Source organism: Methanocorpusculum vombati (genome assembly GCF_026891935.1).
GTDB lineage: Archaea > Halobacteriota > Methanomicrobia > Methanomicrobiales > Methanocorpusculaceae > Methanocorpusculum > Methanocorpusculum vombati.
The window spans coordinates 118,045-132,398 of sequence record NZ_JAPTGC010000001.1; the positions used below are offsets into that span (position 1 = coordinate 118,045).

15 protein-coding genes are annotated in these 14,354 nt (G+C 55.0%); 10 read left to right on the forward strand and 5 right to left on the reverse strand.

All coding sequences use genetic code 11. The annotated features are described in order from the left end of the window. Window positions 1-3: 3 nt before the first annotated feature. From O0S09_RS00600 to O0S09_RS00635, 8 genes are read left to right on the forward strand one after another with little or no spacing between them, the layout of a single operon-like run. Complete coding sequence (locus O0S09_RS00600) at window positions 4-1,386, forward strand: hypothetical protein (protein WP_268921934.1); 1,383 nt, start codon at window positions 4-6, stop codon at window positions 1,384-1,386. Further along, the gene (locus O0S09_RS00605) at window positions 1,386-3,155 is read left to right on the forward strand and encodes a type II/IV secretion system ATPase subunit (protein ID WP_268921935.1); all 1,770 of its coding nucleotides are present in this window, start codon (window positions 1,386-1,388) and stop codon (window positions 3,153-3,155) included. Before O0S09_RS00600 ends, O0S09_RS00605 begins: the two co-directional genes overlap by 1 nt. Continuing rightward, window positions 3,152-4,957 (forward strand): type II secretion system F family protein, encoded by a 1,806-nt coding sequence (locus tag O0S09_RS00610; RefSeq protein ID WP_268921936.1) that lies wholly within the window; start codon window positions 3,152-3,154, stop codon window positions 4,955-4,957. Before O0S09_RS00605 ends, O0S09_RS00610 begins: the two co-directional genes overlap by 4 nt. Before the next feature lie 10 nt (window positions 4,958-4,967). Next, window positions 4,968-5,390, forward strand: a complete 423-nt coding sequence (locus O0S09_RS00615) for a type IV pilin N-terminal domain-containing protein (protein WP_268921937.1) — start codon at window positions 4,968-4,970, stop codon at window positions 5,388-5,390. Further along, the gene (locus O0S09_RS00620; protein WP_268921938.1) at window positions 5,387-6,169 is read left to right on the forward strand and encodes a hypothetical protein; all 783 of its coding nucleotides are present in this window, start codon (window positions 5,387-5,389) and stop codon (window positions 6,167-6,169) included. The genes O0S09_RS00615 and O0S09_RS00620 overlap by 4 nt, the downstream gene beginning before the upstream one ends. Then, on the forward strand, window positions 6,166-6,639 hold the full coding sequence (locus O0S09_RS00625) for a type IV pilin N-terminal domain-containing protein (protein WP_268921939.1): 474 nt from the start codon (window positions 6,166-6,168) through the stop codon (window positions 6,637-6,639). The genes O0S09_RS00620 and O0S09_RS00625 overlap by 4 nt, the downstream gene beginning before the upstream one ends. Further along, window positions 6,636-7,097: a type IV pilin domain-containing protein gene (locus O0S09_RS00630; protein ID WP_268921940.1), complete on the forward strand. Its 462-nt coding sequence runs from the start codon at window positions 6,636-6,638 to the stop codon at window positions 7,095-7,097. The genes O0S09_RS00625 and O0S09_RS00630 overlap by 4 nt, the downstream gene beginning before the upstream one ends. Window positions 7,098-7,140: 43 nt before the next feature. After that, the gene (locus tag O0S09_RS00635; RefSeq protein WP_268921941.1) at window positions 7,141-8,145 is read left to right on the forward strand and encodes an ABC transporter substrate-binding protein; all 1,005 of its coding nucleotides are present in this window, start codon (window positions 7,141-7,143) and stop codon (window positions 8,143-8,145) included. A gap of 6 nt (window positions 8,146-8,151) precedes the next feature. On the opposite strand, the gene O0S09_RS00640 is transcribed toward O0S09_RS00635, so the two are convergent. From O0S09_RS00640 to rimI, 5 genes are all read right to left on the reverse strand, one after another. Next, complete coding sequence (locus O0S09_RS00640; RefSeq protein WP_268921942.1) at window positions 8,152-8,919, reverse strand: DUF364 domain-containing protein; 768 nt, start codon at window positions 8,917-8,919, stop codon at window positions 8,152-8,154. A gap of 10 nt (window positions 8,920-8,929) precedes the next feature. Continuing rightward, entirely contained in the window at window positions 8,930-9,940 is a 1,011-nt protein-coding gene (locus O0S09_RS00645; RefSeq protein WP_268921943.1) for an ATP-binding cassette domain-containing protein, read from the reverse strand. After that, entirely contained in the window at window positions 9,937-10,623 is a 687-nt protein-coding gene (locus O0S09_RS00650; RefSeq protein WP_268921944.1) for a GTP-binding protein, read from the reverse strand. The genes O0S09_RS00645 and O0S09_RS00650 overlap by 4 nt, the downstream gene beginning before the upstream one ends. A 157-nt stretch (window positions 10,624-10,780) precedes the next feature. After that, a complete protein-coding gene (locus O0S09_RS00655) occupies window positions 10,781-11,113 on the reverse strand; it encodes a cupin domain-containing protein (protein ID WP_268921946.1) in 333 nt (110 codons plus the stop codon). Window positions 11,114-11,226: 113 nt separating this feature from the next. Further along, complete coding sequence (rimI, locus tag O0S09_RS00660; protein ID WP_268921947.1) at window positions 11,227-11,709, reverse strand: ribosomal protein S18-alanine N-acetyltransferase; 483 nt, start codon at window positions 11,707-11,709, stop codon at window positions 11,227-11,229. Window positions 11,710-11,758: 49 nt separating this feature from the next. Between rimI and O0S09_RS00665 the strand changes: the two genes are divergently transcribed. Further along, window positions 11,759-13,018: a DUF1015 domain-containing protein gene (locus O0S09_RS00665; RefSeq protein WP_268921948.1), complete on the forward strand. Its 1,260-nt coding sequence runs from the start codon at window positions 11,759-11,761 to the stop codon at window positions 13,016-13,018. Between the two features lie 179 nt (window positions 13,019-13,197). After that, entirely contained in the window at window positions 13,198-14,307 is a 1,110-nt protein-coding gene (locus O0S09_RS00670; protein WP_268921949.1) for a hypothetical protein, read from the forward strand. Window positions 14,308-14,354: the final 47 nt, after the last annotated feature.

Consider the following 14,354-nt stretch of genomic DNA (forward strand, 5'->3'; position numbering starts at 1 on the left):
ACCATGACCTTTAAGCTCGACAAAAAACTCTTCACCTGGATCATCATCGCCATGATCGTTCTCATTGCAGTCATGGGGGCACTGGTCGCGTTCAAATATTTCGGCGGACCTGCGATCTTCCTGCCGGAACCGGCCCCGACTCCGTTGCCCGGAGGAACAACCGAAGAGGAAACCGGACCATGGGGTGACAAATCCTACACCTGGCAGTACAACGGCGCAGACCATACACTAAACGTCTACATTGCCAAAGACATCTACAAGAAGTATCAGTACGGCATCAGCGGGACGCTTCTCCCGGAAAATCTCACCGACTACATTGTCACCGCCGGTGACGGAGGGGTTATCGCGGACGCTGCAGATCAGATAAAACGCATCGCCACCCTGCAGGGCTTCACTGGTGACGCCGACATTGTCGGTCTCGTCCTCTCCTTCGCGCAGGCCGTGCCCTATCAGACCGACGCAGAAACCGGCCACTCCTCCGCCTACCCGCGGACGCCTGCCGTCATGCTTGCCGAACAGACCGGTGACTCCGCCGACCATGCCATTCTTGCCGCCGCTCTCCTCAAAGAACTCGGGTACGGCTGTGCTCTTCTCTCGTATCCGCCAACCGAAGACCGTCTCTCTATTATCCCTGACGCCGTAGCTCTCGGCCTCATCAGTGATGACGACAGACTTCGTCCGGTCTATACCGCAGCTCTTGCAAACACCAGTACAACCCTGCCGGTCGCTCCCTTCTGGACAGTGGACACCAGCACCAAAGGCATTCCGGTTGCGGCCTACAACGGCATCACGCCGGAAATTTTTCCCGACGCATCCTTCTGGACCGGCAAACACTACACCCCGTCCGATGGAAAATATCCGGCACTCAACCTCACGGATACACTCCTTCTCAAAGAATCTGGCAACCTCACCTTCTCCCCCCGCGACTGGCAGCAGAATGTTTCCGCCTATTACGCAGACAGCTGGTATCCGAGCGGCACCGCATGGAAGATGCAGGACAAATGGCAGCTCTATCAGCAGTTCGTCACCGTCGAAGACGTTCCTGCAACACTCTACACCCCGTGGGGAACTGCCGTTCACAACGCCACCGTCCCGTGGCGACTTGTCTATCAGATAACCGAAATGGACGACGACGCGAAAAAGGACATGACCCCGTACAGCGATGTACGAATTGCCGTCTACTCATACAGCGAACAAACCGGCACTGCGGATCTGATCAAAGTCTTCGGCTGGCAGGGACTCTACGGCGCCGACAAATACCGGACGGTTGGTCCCTTCTCACCCGGAAGCTATGTCATTGCCGTCTTTGTCAGGAATGCCGGAGTTGACATAACGCTGCAGTATCACGGAAAAGAGCATGCTCCTGTCTATACCGGAGGCATCTGATGAACCTGAAGATCCCGGGGGCTTCAAACAAAAAAGAGTCCGGCACTGATCCTGCGGCGGAAAAACACACGTCCGGCCGCAGTCTCCGCAACATCTTTTCCGCCGGAAAAGCATCCGGCCCTGCTGAAAAAAATTCTCCGGCGGAAAAAAAATTCACCGCACAGAATCTTCGCGGACTCTTCTCGTTCGGAAAAGAAGAGTTGTCCCGTGAAGAACAGGAGGAACAGATTGCAAAAAAATTTTCTCTGGGAAATCTTTTTGAAAAAAAATCCGCAGAAAAAAAGATTGTCTTTGCCGAACCGCCACAGATTCTTGAACTCCCGCCGTTTGAAACCAACTACGAAGTACTTGACCGTTACTGGCTCACGCCGCCGTATGCCTACACCAACATCTACCGCGACGACGTCTCCCACATTCACTATCAGGTAATCGAGCCGAAGATCAGCGAAAAAGAGTTCATCGTGCTTGAAGAAACCTTTGAGCACCTGCGTTCCATGCTCGTCTACGACACGGTACGCAAACGCGGCGAGTTCGGCCTTGACCCTGCCATGCTCCGCGAGACCATCACCACCTTCGATCCTGAGATCCCGGAAGACCGCATCGGCGTTCTCATCTACTACCTCAACCGCAACTTTCTCGGCTACAGCCGGCTCGACCCCCTGATGCACGACGAAAAGATCGAAGATATCACCTGTAACGGCGCCGACATTCCGATCTTTTTGTATCACCGCAGGTTCGCCAATGTTGAGACCAACTGCTCCTTTGACGCGGTTGAGCTGAACAAGTATGTCCTGAAACTTGCCCAGAAGGCCGACAAACAGCTTTCGCTGACCACGCCCTTAATCGACGCCGCCCTGCCGGACGGCAGTCGTGCACAGCTGACCTACTCGGACATCATCTCCTCCAAAGGAAGTTCCTTCACCATCCGCAAGTTCAAAGCCGACCCGATGACACCCGCTGACCTGATTGCGTCCAACACCTACAGTGCAGATCTCATGGCGCACATCTGGCTTGCGGTTGAGAACCGCAAAAGCATGATCATCGCCGGCGGAACGGCGAGCGGCAAGACCTCGACGATGAACGCCGCGTCCTTTTTCATTCCCTCGGTCGCCAAGATCGTCTCCATCGAAGACACCCGTGAGATTCAGCTGCCGCATACCAACTGGCTGCCGATGCGTACCCGCGAAAGCGTTGCCAATGCCTCCGGCATGGGCAACATCAGCATGTTCTCACTCCTGAAAGCCGCACTCCGGCAGCGGCCGGAGTACATCATCGTCGGTGAAGTCCGCGGCGAAGAAGCCCAGACCCTCTTTCAGGCGATGAACACCGGCCACACCACCTACTCAACACTGCACGCCGGAAACGTCAAGGAAGCCATCAACCGGCTGACGCATAATCCGATCAACGTTCCAATAGCCATGTTCGGCGCATTAAACCTCATCCTTGTGCAGAGCCTGCTGTACGGCGAGGGCAAAGGATTCCGCCGCTGTCTCTCCCTCAATGAGATCTCGGTCGGCGACGATCATATCGGGTGGCAGCCGCTGTTCTCCTGGGATCACAAGACCGACCAGTTTGTAAAAACCTATGAAACCTCTGCGGTCTTTGACAACATCGCATACCAGAACAACTGGTCAGCGGAACAGCTGGAGGAAAGGATCGCCGTCCGCAGACGCGCACTGGAGGAGATGGTTGCATCCGGCAGAACCACGCCCGCGGATGTTGAGACCGCAGTTCTTGCAACGATCATTGCGGAGCAGAAAGGCAGATGACCGAAAACACCAGCTTCATCGACCGGCTTCTCTTTAACAGACAGATGGCCGGATACCTGCGTTCGGCCCACATCACGGTACCGGTCGATCAGTACATGATGCTGGCCATTCTTCTGACGGTACTGTCCGCTCTCCTCATGATGATGGTCGGCGTTCTTCTCTACGTCTTTGACATCAGTCTTGACCTCATTCCGTTTCTGCCGCAGTGGCTGACGATGCTTCTTGCCGTCGTCCTGATTCCGGCAGGCGTCTTCGTCTGTTTGTATTACTATCCGCAGCTGGAGGCACAGGGCAGAAAAACCAAGATAGAGATGGACCTGCCGTATGCGATAACCTACATGCAGGCGCTGTCCTCCACGATTACGCTGTATGACATCTTCCGCAGCGTCTATGACGCGGCGGATCTCTACGGCGAGGTCTCAAAGGAGTGCGGTTTAATCGTCCGGGACGTTGAGCTGTTCGGCGAGGATCTGCTGACCGCAATGGAGAATACCATTGCGGTCACGCCGTCGGAGAACTTCCGCGAACTCTTAAACGATCTCATGCTCGTCTACCGGTCGGGCGGCAACCTCACCAACTTCTTCAATGCAAAGTCCGAGTCGTACCGCGAGCTCGCCCGGCAGGAACTGGAGGCTCTTCTCCAGTTTCTGGAGATGATCGCAGAAATTTACGTCACCGCGTTTGTTGCGGGACCGATCGCGATTATCATCATGCTGGTTGCCCAGAATCTTTCCGGTCAGAGCCAGATGGAAGGCATCATGCCGCTGATGTACATCGGTCTGCCGCTCGGGGCAGTTGTTCTCATCTTCATTCTCTACATTCTTCTCCCGCCGGACAACCTCGACATTGCCCGCCGGGAAGTCCGCGACAGCGAGTACGGATCCGAGATTCTTGCATCCGGTACGAAGACCGAGCCGGACGCCGCGTTCCTCAAGCAGCTCAACAGCCGCAAGCAGGTTCTCCGGCTGCTTGAGATCGTGAAACATCCGATCAAATTTTTCATCTCCGATTACAGTATAGGCCTTGTGATCGGCTGTATTCTTGCGGGTTTCGTGTTTCTCACGTATCTGCTCGGATCGTTTGCGACGGTCTTTCCGACGTTTACGTTTCAGGCGCTCATCTGCGTGATGGCAATTGCTGCGATGTTCCCGCTGATGACGGCATATGAGATTCGCCGCCGGTATGTGAACCGGGTGGAGACCCAGCTGCCGGAGTTTCTCCGGGAGATTGCGGATATGCGGGATATCGGCATGACGCTGCAGGGTGCAATCTTCATGATCTCCGGCAACAAGACGGGCGTTCTCTCCTCCGAGGTCAAAGTGGTCTCCGAGGAGCTCCGTTACGGTTCGTCCCTTTCCGGGGCGCTTGTCCGGATGGAGGAACGCATCGGTCTTGTGTCGGTGAAGCGTGCCATTTCGCTTCTGGTGAAGGCGAGCGAGGTGACCGACTACATTCGCGAGATCTTAACGATTGCAATCGCGGATCTGGAGCATTATCTGAAGATGAAGTCGAAGCGGCTGAATGTTTCCTTCGTGTATCTGGCGGTGATCTATCTGTCGTTCGGCATCTATCTCTACTCTGCCTACCAGATGAACGTGGCGTTCATCTCCAGTTTTTCGGCGTATGATATCAGTTTTGATCTGACGTCGAACAAGACCGATATGTTCCATATCGGGATTATCCTCGCCTTCTTCTCCGGTATTATGGCCGGCCAGCTGTCGGCGAACAGTATTCTCTGCGGACTGAAGCACTCGATCATTCTTCTTGCTGCAACAGTTGCGATGTTTATCTTTATCATCTGAGGAAAAAATCATGAACTACGATACATCTGATAGTGCCGTCACCTCGGTTGTGGGGGAGATGCTGATTCTGGTGCTGGTGATCATTTTGGTGTCGCTGTTTGCAACGTCGGCGTTCAACCTCCTGCCGGGCGATCGGGAGACGGTGACGACTGTTTCTCTGGAAAACAATACGACGCATCTGATTTTCTGGCACAAGGGCGGTGACTGGGTGGACAAAAACGATCTGACGATTACGGCAACTCCAAAAGAAGGCGGCAGCCGAATACCTCTCACCATTGACGGGGTGTTTGATTATGCCGGAAAACCTGTTGAGGTGTTTGATCTCGGCGGAAATGTTACGGTGAAAACAGAGAATCTCACTGCCGGAATAACGTATGAGATACGGGTTGCAACTCCGCGTAATGTGATTTTTCCCAAGGAGTTTCGGAAATGAAATCTGATTGCGACGAAGCCGTGTCCACAGTGGTTGCCCTGATGCTGGTCTTAGCCATTCTTGCAACCTGCATTGCGATCTACTCGGCGACCTACGTTCCGGGACTCAAGCAGCAGTCCGAAATTCTGCACAGTGAGGAGGTGCAGTATGCATTTCAGCGGCTGTCCTCTGATGTTGACAATCTCTACAGCCTGAGAAAGCCCGCACAGTTTTCCGAGCCGGTGCCGCTCGGCGGCGGGGACATTCTCTTAAGTCCGGTGAAGTCAAGCGGCACGATTGAGCTTGCGGAAAACCGGATTGGGACACTGAATATTACGCTTTCCGGCGGCATTTCACATGAGATCCCGATCAACACGACAAACATCACCTACACGCCGTCGTACTCATCGTGGGAGCTGCAGGGCTACACGTATCGGAACGGTGTTGTCTGGATCACGAAGGGTGCGAAGCGGACGCCCGCGGCTCTGTCGCTGTACACGGTGCGGCTCGGTCTTGATCGGGAAAACAGTACGCAGAATCAGTGGCTGAAGCAGATGGGGACAGTTATTCCGGAGGGGAACGGGAACTACACCATGCGGATTGTGACGATGACGCCGGTTGCGGAAAAAAATTTTATGAGTGGCTCCGGTACGGTAAAAATCCTGCTGAACGCTGCTGAAACCAGACACTTCTATGAAAACGTTATGACGGTGACCCTCGACTCTCAGACTCTGAAGGATTTTCCTTCTCCGGCAAACCTCACCCTGAGTACGCTTTCGGTTGAGGTGAGTGTTGAATGACCCGCGACTCCGCTGTGTCTCCGGTTGTCGGCGTCATGCTGCTTCTGACGCTCGTCATCATCTTTACCGCGGTTCTCGCCGCCTATGCCGGCGGTCTTGCCCAGACGCCGAAGTACTCCCCGTCGGTGGAGATTGCCGCATACAGTTCCGGCAGCGGCGAAAACTTTTCGCTGGTCTTTGAACACCGCGGCGGCGATGTACTTTCCGCCGTCGACTGTAAAATTACCACGTTCGTTGATGCGCATGAAGCATCCTTCCCGGCTGCGGCTCTTACCAACGGCAGCAGCTGGCGTGCGGGTATGATCCTCACCACGGATAACCGGACAGCCACCGCTTCCCTTCTGAACATTTCCGCGGAGGATCTTGCGCAGTACTGCAAGCGATCCACACCGGCCGAGCTTCGCATCTATCATCTCCCGACCAGCTCGATTCTCTATCAGGACACTATTCTTCTGGAGGAAAAACCATGACAAAATCCGACTCCGCCGTCTCCGAGGTCGTCGGCGTTCTGCTGCTGCTGACGATCACCCTTATTCTGGTCAGTCTTGTGGCGGTTGCCATGAACAGCGCCGTCAGCACCACGGAAAAACCGGTGAGCGCCACGATTATTGCGTCCGGTATCAGCGGCAAAAACGTCACGTTTGAAAACATTGCAGGCGATGCCTTTGTTCTGGATCAGGTTGAACTCCGTCTCGGCATCCGTGAGTACCCGTCGCAGTACATCACCCTTCGCGGCTCGTCACATCTGAAAAGTTATTCGGGTCTTGCAACCATTTCACTTGGAGACCGGTTCTATATTGAATCGGAAAAGGATTCACCGCTCACGTGGGACTCCTTCAACGTCTCCTCCGGCAGTCATCTGACCTACCGGTTCTACGATCTCCGGACCGGCAGCCCGATCTCCTCGGGAGAGATCGCCATTCCATGAACAGAATAATTGAATATAATGCAAATGAAATGAATGTATTGTAATGAAACATCTTCTCCCTATCCTCCTCCTCCTTGCTCTCCTCTGCGGTACCGCCGCAGCTGCCGAGTGGACGCCTGTCACCATCACCGACGACTACGGTTACACCGCGGAGATCTCAGCCGCTCCGCAGACCATCGTATCCCTTGGTCCGTCCAACACGGAAATTCTGTTTGCTCTCGGTCTTGGCGACAAAGTTGCCGGCGTCACCGAGTACTGCAACTATCCCGCTGCGGCGCAGACCAAATCCCTCATCGGCGGTGTATCCTCCCCGAACGTCGAAAAGATCGTTGCCCTAAATCCGGATCTCATCCTTGCAAACGCCATGAACGGCGAGGACAACATTGCCCATCTCCGGAAACTCGGGTACACCGTTCTCTGCTTAAATCCGGATAGTGTTGACGGAACGTTCAGTTCCATCCGCCGCGTGGGCGAGGCAACCGGAACGTCTGCCGCTGCCGGGGAACTCATTGCCTCCATGCAGCAGCGATTTCGTGCCGCAGCGGAAAAAGTGAAAACTGCCGGAACAGAAACGCTGACCGTTACGCATCTCATGAGTACCGATCCGTACTGGGTCTCCGGCATCCACACGTTTCAGGATGAACTTATCACGCTCGCCGGAGGAACGAATGCCTTCCCCGAGGTGGACGGCTGGGGCATCATCAACCTTGAACACCTGCTGACCACCGATCCGGACGTGATTCTTGTTGATTCGGGTGCCGGCATGGGGGAGAAAGGAGAAAACCTTCTCAAGCAGTCGTTCATGACCGACCCGCGTCTGTCATCCCTGACTGCCGTGAAGAACAACCGCATCTATGTCATGGATTCCGATACCTTTGATCGCGGCGGTCCCCGCATTGTTGATGCCTTTGATGAACTCGTTGCAGTCCTGTATCCGGAGTCTGCCGAAAGTCCGGCGGCCGCAACCCCGCAAGCTCCCGGGTTCGGCAGTGTTCTTACGCTGGCCGGTGGGGCTTTGGCACTTCTGATCCTCAGAAAAAATAGTTAATAAAAATTATTTTTCCACAGCCGGTTTTTTCCAGCTGACCTTCTGGCCGGTTGCATAAATCCGGTCCATGTCCAGTCCCTGGGCGATCCGCTTCGCATGATCGCCGTCGCGGATCACAAACGAGGAGAGGTCATCGACACCGAAGTCGAAGAGTGCCGGGGCGAGTGGTGTTGACGGACCCACAATGACCACATTCTCCGCATTTTCCGCGAGGGTCAGGTAGCGCGGCAGAGTCTTGTACACAATACTTGCGCAGGTGATGAACACAAAATCCGCTTCCGGCACAAGATAATCGCTCGCAGGTTCCGGATAGTCGTCTGCGCCCGGCGGCATCTCGATGATCGAAAGATCACAGACCGGGGCAAACAACTGTTCCAGGTGGGGGAAATGGCCGATCACACAGACCTTTTTGTTTTTGATCCGGTTCTGGGACATAATAAACGGATCATTTTTTCGATCCTCGGTAATGCGGGATCCGGCAAGCTCCACGCCGTTTGCTGCCGCAACCTCCGGACAGTTGTAGTAGGCATTGATTGCCGCAAGACCAATGGAGGACTCCACATAGTTCCAGGACTTCACCGCTTCGGCAAGCTCGCGCAGCGGCATGCCGAGTTCCCGCCGGAACATCTCCGGGCGGCTGTCGCCCGGAATTGTTCCGGCAATCCCTGATCCCGTGCCGCTTCTGACATACGTCGTGTAGCCGCCGAGGATCAGATCGTCAACCGTGTACTCTTCCGGGATCCCGGAAATAACTGCATCATAAATTTCCCACATGGTTTTTTCCTCAGATGGTATCGGGGGTGATTTTTTCTCCGCTGCGCAGCCGGTTGCGGATGGACTGAATGGTGGTGTCAAGCCGCTCAATCTGTGCAAGGCTCTCCCGTTCTTCCGGTGTTGTCTCGATGATTTTGTGCACCCCGCCGTTTTTGATCACCAGCCGCTTCCCGGCCATTAAGGCAAGAAGCGGATCGTGCGTGGAGATGAGAACAATTTTTTCATTCTTTGCAAGCATCCGGACAGCCTGCCGGCGATCCACGCCGGCGTTCTCGATCTCATCGATCAAAACAATCGGCGATGCACTCATACAGGCGGTGTCGGCGATCATCAGCGCCCGCGACTGACCGCCGGAGAGCTGGGTGACTTTGGTCTGAGGCGTGAACTTCTCGCCGGCAAGATCATTTGCCGCGGCGAAACATTCGGCCGCAACCTTCGCCGGGTCGGGATGCATACGGCTTTTTGCGTGCATCTCCAGAAACTCGCCCACACTGAGATCCATCACGAAGTTCATGTTCTGCGACAGCTGGGCAACGAGTCTGCCGTCCATGGCAAACCGCTTCTCATCCGCAAGTTCTCTGCCGTTGACGAGAACCTGCCGTTTTGTCGGGGTGTCTCGCTGGGCGAGACACTCGATGTCGGCGAGCAACCTGCTCTTGCCGGAGCCGGTCGGTCCGACAATGCTCACAATCTCGCCCGGCTGAATGGTGAGTGTGAACTCCTCGGCCTCGCCGGACTTTGTCCGGCCTCCGAGGATAGTGATCTCCTGTACCGCTGCGGTCTGTTTTTCCTCGGCGACCGTCCGGAGAAACAGGACAAGCTGATCAAGAACCGTGGTCTTGTCCAGCCCGAAATCGATGAGGGTGTTCTCATCGGCATAGTCCAGTGCTTCCGCGAGCGGCAGATCGTCCCTGAGGTTCTGCAGGTTGTAGTTGACGAAGAAGTCTGCTGCAACCGGATGTTCGGCGAGCAGTTCCCGCAGTGTCCGGCCTGCGACACGGTCGTAGAGATCATCGGTCATGGGAACTCCATCTTTCGCAGCATGCCGTTCTGATACTCTTCCCCGATCCGCGTCTCTCCGGTACAGTAGGAACAGACCGAGGAGGGGGTGGTGAACCGGAGTTTGTAGCCGCGGAGACTTGTGACATTTGCTGCGGACTCTGCATGTTTTCCGAGCATGAACGCTCCCTGTCCGGTAATGCCGTTGATGAAGACGATTTTTGCGCTGCTGTTGACCTGCCGGATGTTGAACATGAACACCTCGCGTTCCGCCTGGGAGACGATGTCGCCTTTGGTGACGACCACGATGTCGGCGAACTTCAGCATCGGCCCGATTTTCCGGGGTGTGTGCACGCCGGAGAGATTGTCAATGACGCAGACTGCGAGTACTCCGCGGATGTGCGGGGAACAGCGGTTGCAGAGTCCGGCGCTTTCGGTGATGAGGATGTCAAACCCTTCCCGTACGCCCCATCTGACGGCGTCTTCGATGTTGCTGATGAAGAAGTGGTCAGGGCAGAACTTTCCGGCAAACCCAACCTGTACCGGAATGCCGTACTCGGTGTAGCGTTCGCGGTCAAAGGAAGTGAGACAGTCGAACTTGACGACGCCTATCTTCTGGTTTTTTTCACGCAGGACGTCCGCAAGCCGCAGGATAACCGATGTTTTTCCTGATGAGGGCGGGCCTGCTACGGTTATCAGTCGCATGGAAAATTTTTCCTTAGAGGTATATATTCAGCCTCTTCCCATAAAAATGTGAGATTACTCTTCCGGAAAATTAACCGAATGTTGTTTATCCCGGTCCTGGAACAATATCCGTCCGGATGTTCTCCTTCGGATGATCGAAGAGAAGATGGCTGATTCTTTATTCGTGAATCATTACCAGCATCATCTTGAACCGGGTCGTCGGATGCACCGCGTGCGGTACGTTTGCGGGCATGATGATCATCTGTCCGGCTTTCAGGTGATGGGGGACGCCGCCGACCGGAATGTCCGCCTCGCCTTCAAGGACGATCACCAGTGCATCGTACGGCGCGGTGTGTTCGGAGAGTCCTTCACCTGCTTCAAACGCAAACGCCGTGACCGTTCCTGCCTTCTTGTTGATAACCATCCGGGAAACAACCGATCCCGGCTGGTACTCCGTGAGCGAGGCGAGATCGACCGGTGTTCCGATTAGGGATTTCGGATCATACTTCATACCGAGTTATTGATGCGGGAAGAGATAAACCTCTGTTTCCCGGTCAAAAGGATGTTTGCGTAGGTTGTATGGAAGGTATCCGGTGATCTTTTCCAGAAAAAAAACCCGGCGCCTCAGAACCACCGCATCATCACAATTGCATCCTCACCGTCCTCATAGTACCCGCCGAACACAATAACATCCTCGTAACCGATCCTCTCATAAAATCCGTGCGCCGCCGTGTTGCTTACCCGCACCTCCAGACTGCACGCACAGCACCCGTCCAGAAAAAAGTCCCGTTCCAGTTTGCGGAGCAAAAGCCTGCCGATTCCAAATCCCCGCAGTTCCGGAACCACCGCGAGGTTGCAGACATGCCCGTACTTCTCCTCGTCCGTCTCTTCAATGGCTCCTGCGGAAAACCCGACGATCCGTCCGTCCGCTTCTGCGACATAGAACGAGGTCAGAAACACGCCCATCATCTCGATCATGCCCTTATAGTCCCAGGGGTCGGAAAAGCACATCAGTTCAATCCGGTAAATCTCCGGAATGTCCTCAAGTGTCGCCTTGCGGATAGTACAGCCGGCGGCTGTCCCGCCGACGCCGTTCACCACTACCATTGTTATTTTAGTATTGTCATCGAACTATATTATAGAGGAGCCTCATCTCATGGTCACTATATATCCGTTTACCGGTCTTCACCCGTCGGACGCGGCATTTTCGTTTGTTCCGTCCGTCCCGTATGACGTTATCAGTGCGGAGGATGCCGCCGCCGAGATTGCGAAGAACGATAAAACCCTTCTTCGCGTCATCAGAACCGATGCAGAACTACCGGACATTGATCCGCATGATGATCGCATCTATGAACGTGCCCGCGAGATGTTTGCGCAGATGAAGGCGGACGGCCTTCTCGTTTCCGATGATAAGCCGGCGTTTTACATCTACCGTATCACCCTTGGCGGTGAGACGTTTACCGGTCTCATCTCCTGCGTGAGTGTTGCGGAGTACAAGGACGACACGATCAAGAAGCACGAACTGACCCGCTACGACAAGGAAGAGGACCGTACCCGCCACATCGATGCGGTCTCGGCACATACCGGTCAGGTGTTCCTGCTTTACAAGGATCCGGGAAGCATTCATGCCCACATCTCCGCCCTTGCGGATGCCATGCAGCCGTTCGGTGAGTACCGGAGCGCGGGCGGTAATCTGCATCAGATTTACCGTGTGAGCGATCCGGCAGAGATTGCAAAGCTGGAGACGATGTTTGCGGAGATCCAAAATCTCTACATCGCCGACGGTCATCACCGCGCCAAGTCCTCGGCCAATGTGTACGACCGCCGGAAGGCGGAGGGCAGATGTACGCCGGATGCCGAGCGGTTTATGAGTGTCCTGTTTGCCCACGACAAGGTACGGATCTACGGCTACCACCGTCTGGTCCGCGACCTTGCCGGTATGAACGCCGATCAGTTCCTCGGCGATCTCGCGCTGCGGTTCACGGTGACGCCGGTCAAAAAAGTGGACACAACGAAGAACACCGTCCCGCCCCTTGCGGAGACGGATGGTTCGACCCACATCATCCATCTGTATCTGGAGAGCCAGTGGTATGAGCTGACCCGCCCGGTGGACCCGAAGGCGGATGCGATTGCGAGACTCGACGTCTCGGTGTTACAGGAGTCGGTGCTGGACGATATGCTCGGCATCATCGATCCCCGCGGCGATCCCCGAATTTCCTTCGTCGGCGGTATTGTTCCGCTCGCAGATGTTGTGAAGGAGGTTGATGCAGGCGAGTACTCGGCGGCATTCATCATGCAGCCGGTGACCGCCCAGGGTGTCATCGATGTTGCGGACAATGCGATGATTATGCCGCCGAAGTCCACCTGGTTTGAGCCGAAACTTCTGTCGGGTATGGTTATTCACGAGATACGGTAATCGAAATTTCTGATTTCCGATGCACTCGCCCGTGCCTCCCCTCTGAGGGGGCACGGCTGCGGTGTGTGCGGCTGATAAGGGCGATGGTATTTTTTGTTTCCAACATTTTTTGCCGGTGTTTTTTTCCGATTTTTCCTGTCACCTACACTTTATATAGAGGAACTGGGGAATATACTCATATGAGGTCTCATCTACTTTTTTGTGTTGGTACCGGTCTTGTGATTCTGACAGTTCTGTTCGGTGCGGGATGTGTGACACAGCCGGACGAACTGCCGGATTCATCAGCATATCTCTGGAATCTGAGTGAGATATCCTGCATCAGTCTCCCGCAGGACGACTCTCCCTCCGCCGCAGTACTGAAGTCCTCCCTTGTCATTGACGTTTTGGAGACGTCACGCCTTCTTGCCGGAAAAGCCGGGGGCCGGCAGATCGTCGGTATGGTTTTTGATAAAAACGGCTCATTATTCCAGATGGATCTCTCCTCCGACAGTTCCCGCCGGGTTCTGATGGGATCCTTTGCCGGAAATGAAAGTACGGTGATCGATCTCTCGTATCACGTAGCCGATCACTACATTTCTGCCATCCAGCTTACAACAGCAGGTGCTGTTCCAAAAATCTATCCAGATATTACCGGTATGCGGAGTGTTGCGTCCGCCCGGCAGATTGGACCGGACGGCGAAGAACCTCTGCGGGGCCCGGCTCTGCATATTTCCCGTCAGACCGGCCCGCTGTTCTCCGGTGTACTGGACATCGATATTGCGGGTGCAATTGTACCGCATGCTTTTGTCGGCGGCATCTATGCCGTCTCCGGCCCGACCGCATCAGCGTTCGTCGTAATGGAGGACGGAGAGTTCTGGGATGTCGAGATAGCCGGAGATCTCATCTCTTTCTGGACGGTCGGCGTTTCGGAGTCTGCTGCCGGTACTGAGATCGTCTCAGCCATACGTACCTACGGCAACAGCTCAGACTCCGACAGTCTTCCGGATATTTCGGGGTTCTGGTCTGCATCAAAGGAAGACACAATCTCTGCGGCCGGTCTCCAGACTGAAAAGTCCGGTCCCCTGACCCTTGAACTGAACCGGATCTCCGGAGAACTGTTTTCCGGTTCCGGTATCGGTGGAAAAGTTGATGTGAGCGGCAGCGTCGTTTTCGGTACCCGCATCGGGAACGATGTACACCTCTGCCGCGGATGGGTGGAAGAGGATGTAATCCATGCAGCGAGAATATATGCGGAGGACGGCATGAAGTACGCAGCCATTGCCGATTATGCCCGAACTTCTCTGGCGTAACGTCATCTTCGCCTTTTTTTCGCAGAAATTTTGTGTCAGGAGGTCAT

Excerpts from the sequence above, each read along its gene's own strand:
- O0S09_RS00635 (WP_268921941.1), top strand. The coding sequence starts at position 7,141 with ATGAAACATCTTCTCCCTATCCTCCTCCTCCTTGCTCTCCTCTGCGGT.
- O0S09_RS00665 (WP_268921948.1), top strand. The coding sequence starts at position 11,759 with ATGGTCACTATATATCCGTTTACCGGTCTTCACCCGTCGGACGCGGCA.
- O0S09_RS00655 (WP_268921946.1), bottom strand. The coding sequence starts at position 11,113 with ATGAAGTATGATCCGAAATCCCTAATCGGAACACCGGTCGATCTCGCC.
- O0S09_RS00650 (WP_268921944.1), bottom strand. The coding sequence starts at position 10,623 with ATGCGACTGATAACCGTAGCAGGCCCGCCCTCATCAGGAAAAACATCG.
- O0S09_RS00600 (WP_268921934.1), top strand. The coding sequence starts at position 4 with ATGACCTTTAAGCTCGACAAAAAACTCTTCACCTGGATCATCATCGCC.
- O0S09_RS00620 (WP_268921938.1), top strand. The coding sequence starts at position 5,387 with ATGAAATCTGATTGCGACGAAGCCGTGTCCACAGTGGTTGCCCTGATG.
- O0S09_RS00615 (WP_268921937.1), top strand. The coding sequence starts at position 4,968 with ATGAACTACGATACATCTGATAGTGCCGTCACCTCGGTTGTGGGGGAG.
- O0S09_RS00645 (WP_268921943.1), bottom strand. The coding sequence starts at position 9,940 with ATGACCGATGATCTCTACGACCGTGTCGCAGGCCGGACACTGCGGGAA.
- rimI (WP_268921947.1), bottom strand. The coding sequence starts at position 11,709 with ATGGTAGTGGTGAACGGCGTCGGCGGGACAGCCGCCGGCTGTACTATC.
- O0S09_RS00605 (WP_268921935.1), top strand. The coding sequence starts at position 1,386 with ATGAACCTGAAGATCCCGGGGGCTTCAAACAAAAAAGAGTCCGGCACT.
- O0S09_RS00625 (WP_268921939.1), top strand. The coding sequence starts at position 6,166 with ATGACCCGCGACTCCGCTGTGTCTCCGGTTGTCGGCGTCATGCTGCTT.
- O0S09_RS00630 (WP_268921940.1), top strand. The coding sequence starts at position 6,636 with ATGACAAAATCCGACTCCGCCGTCTCCGAGGTCGTCGGCGTTCTGCTG.
- O0S09_RS00640 (WP_268921942.1), bottom strand. The coding sequence starts at position 8,919 with ATGTGGGAAATTTATGATGCAGTTATTTCCGGGATCCCGGAAGAGTAC.
- O0S09_RS00670 (WP_268921949.1), top strand. The coding sequence starts at position 13,198 with ATGAGGTCTCATCTACTTTTTTGTGTTGGTACCGGTCTTGTGATTCTG.
- O0S09_RS00610 (WP_268921936.1), top strand. The coding sequence starts at position 3,152 with ATGACCGAAAACACCAGCTTCATCGACCGGCTTCTCTTTAACAGACAG.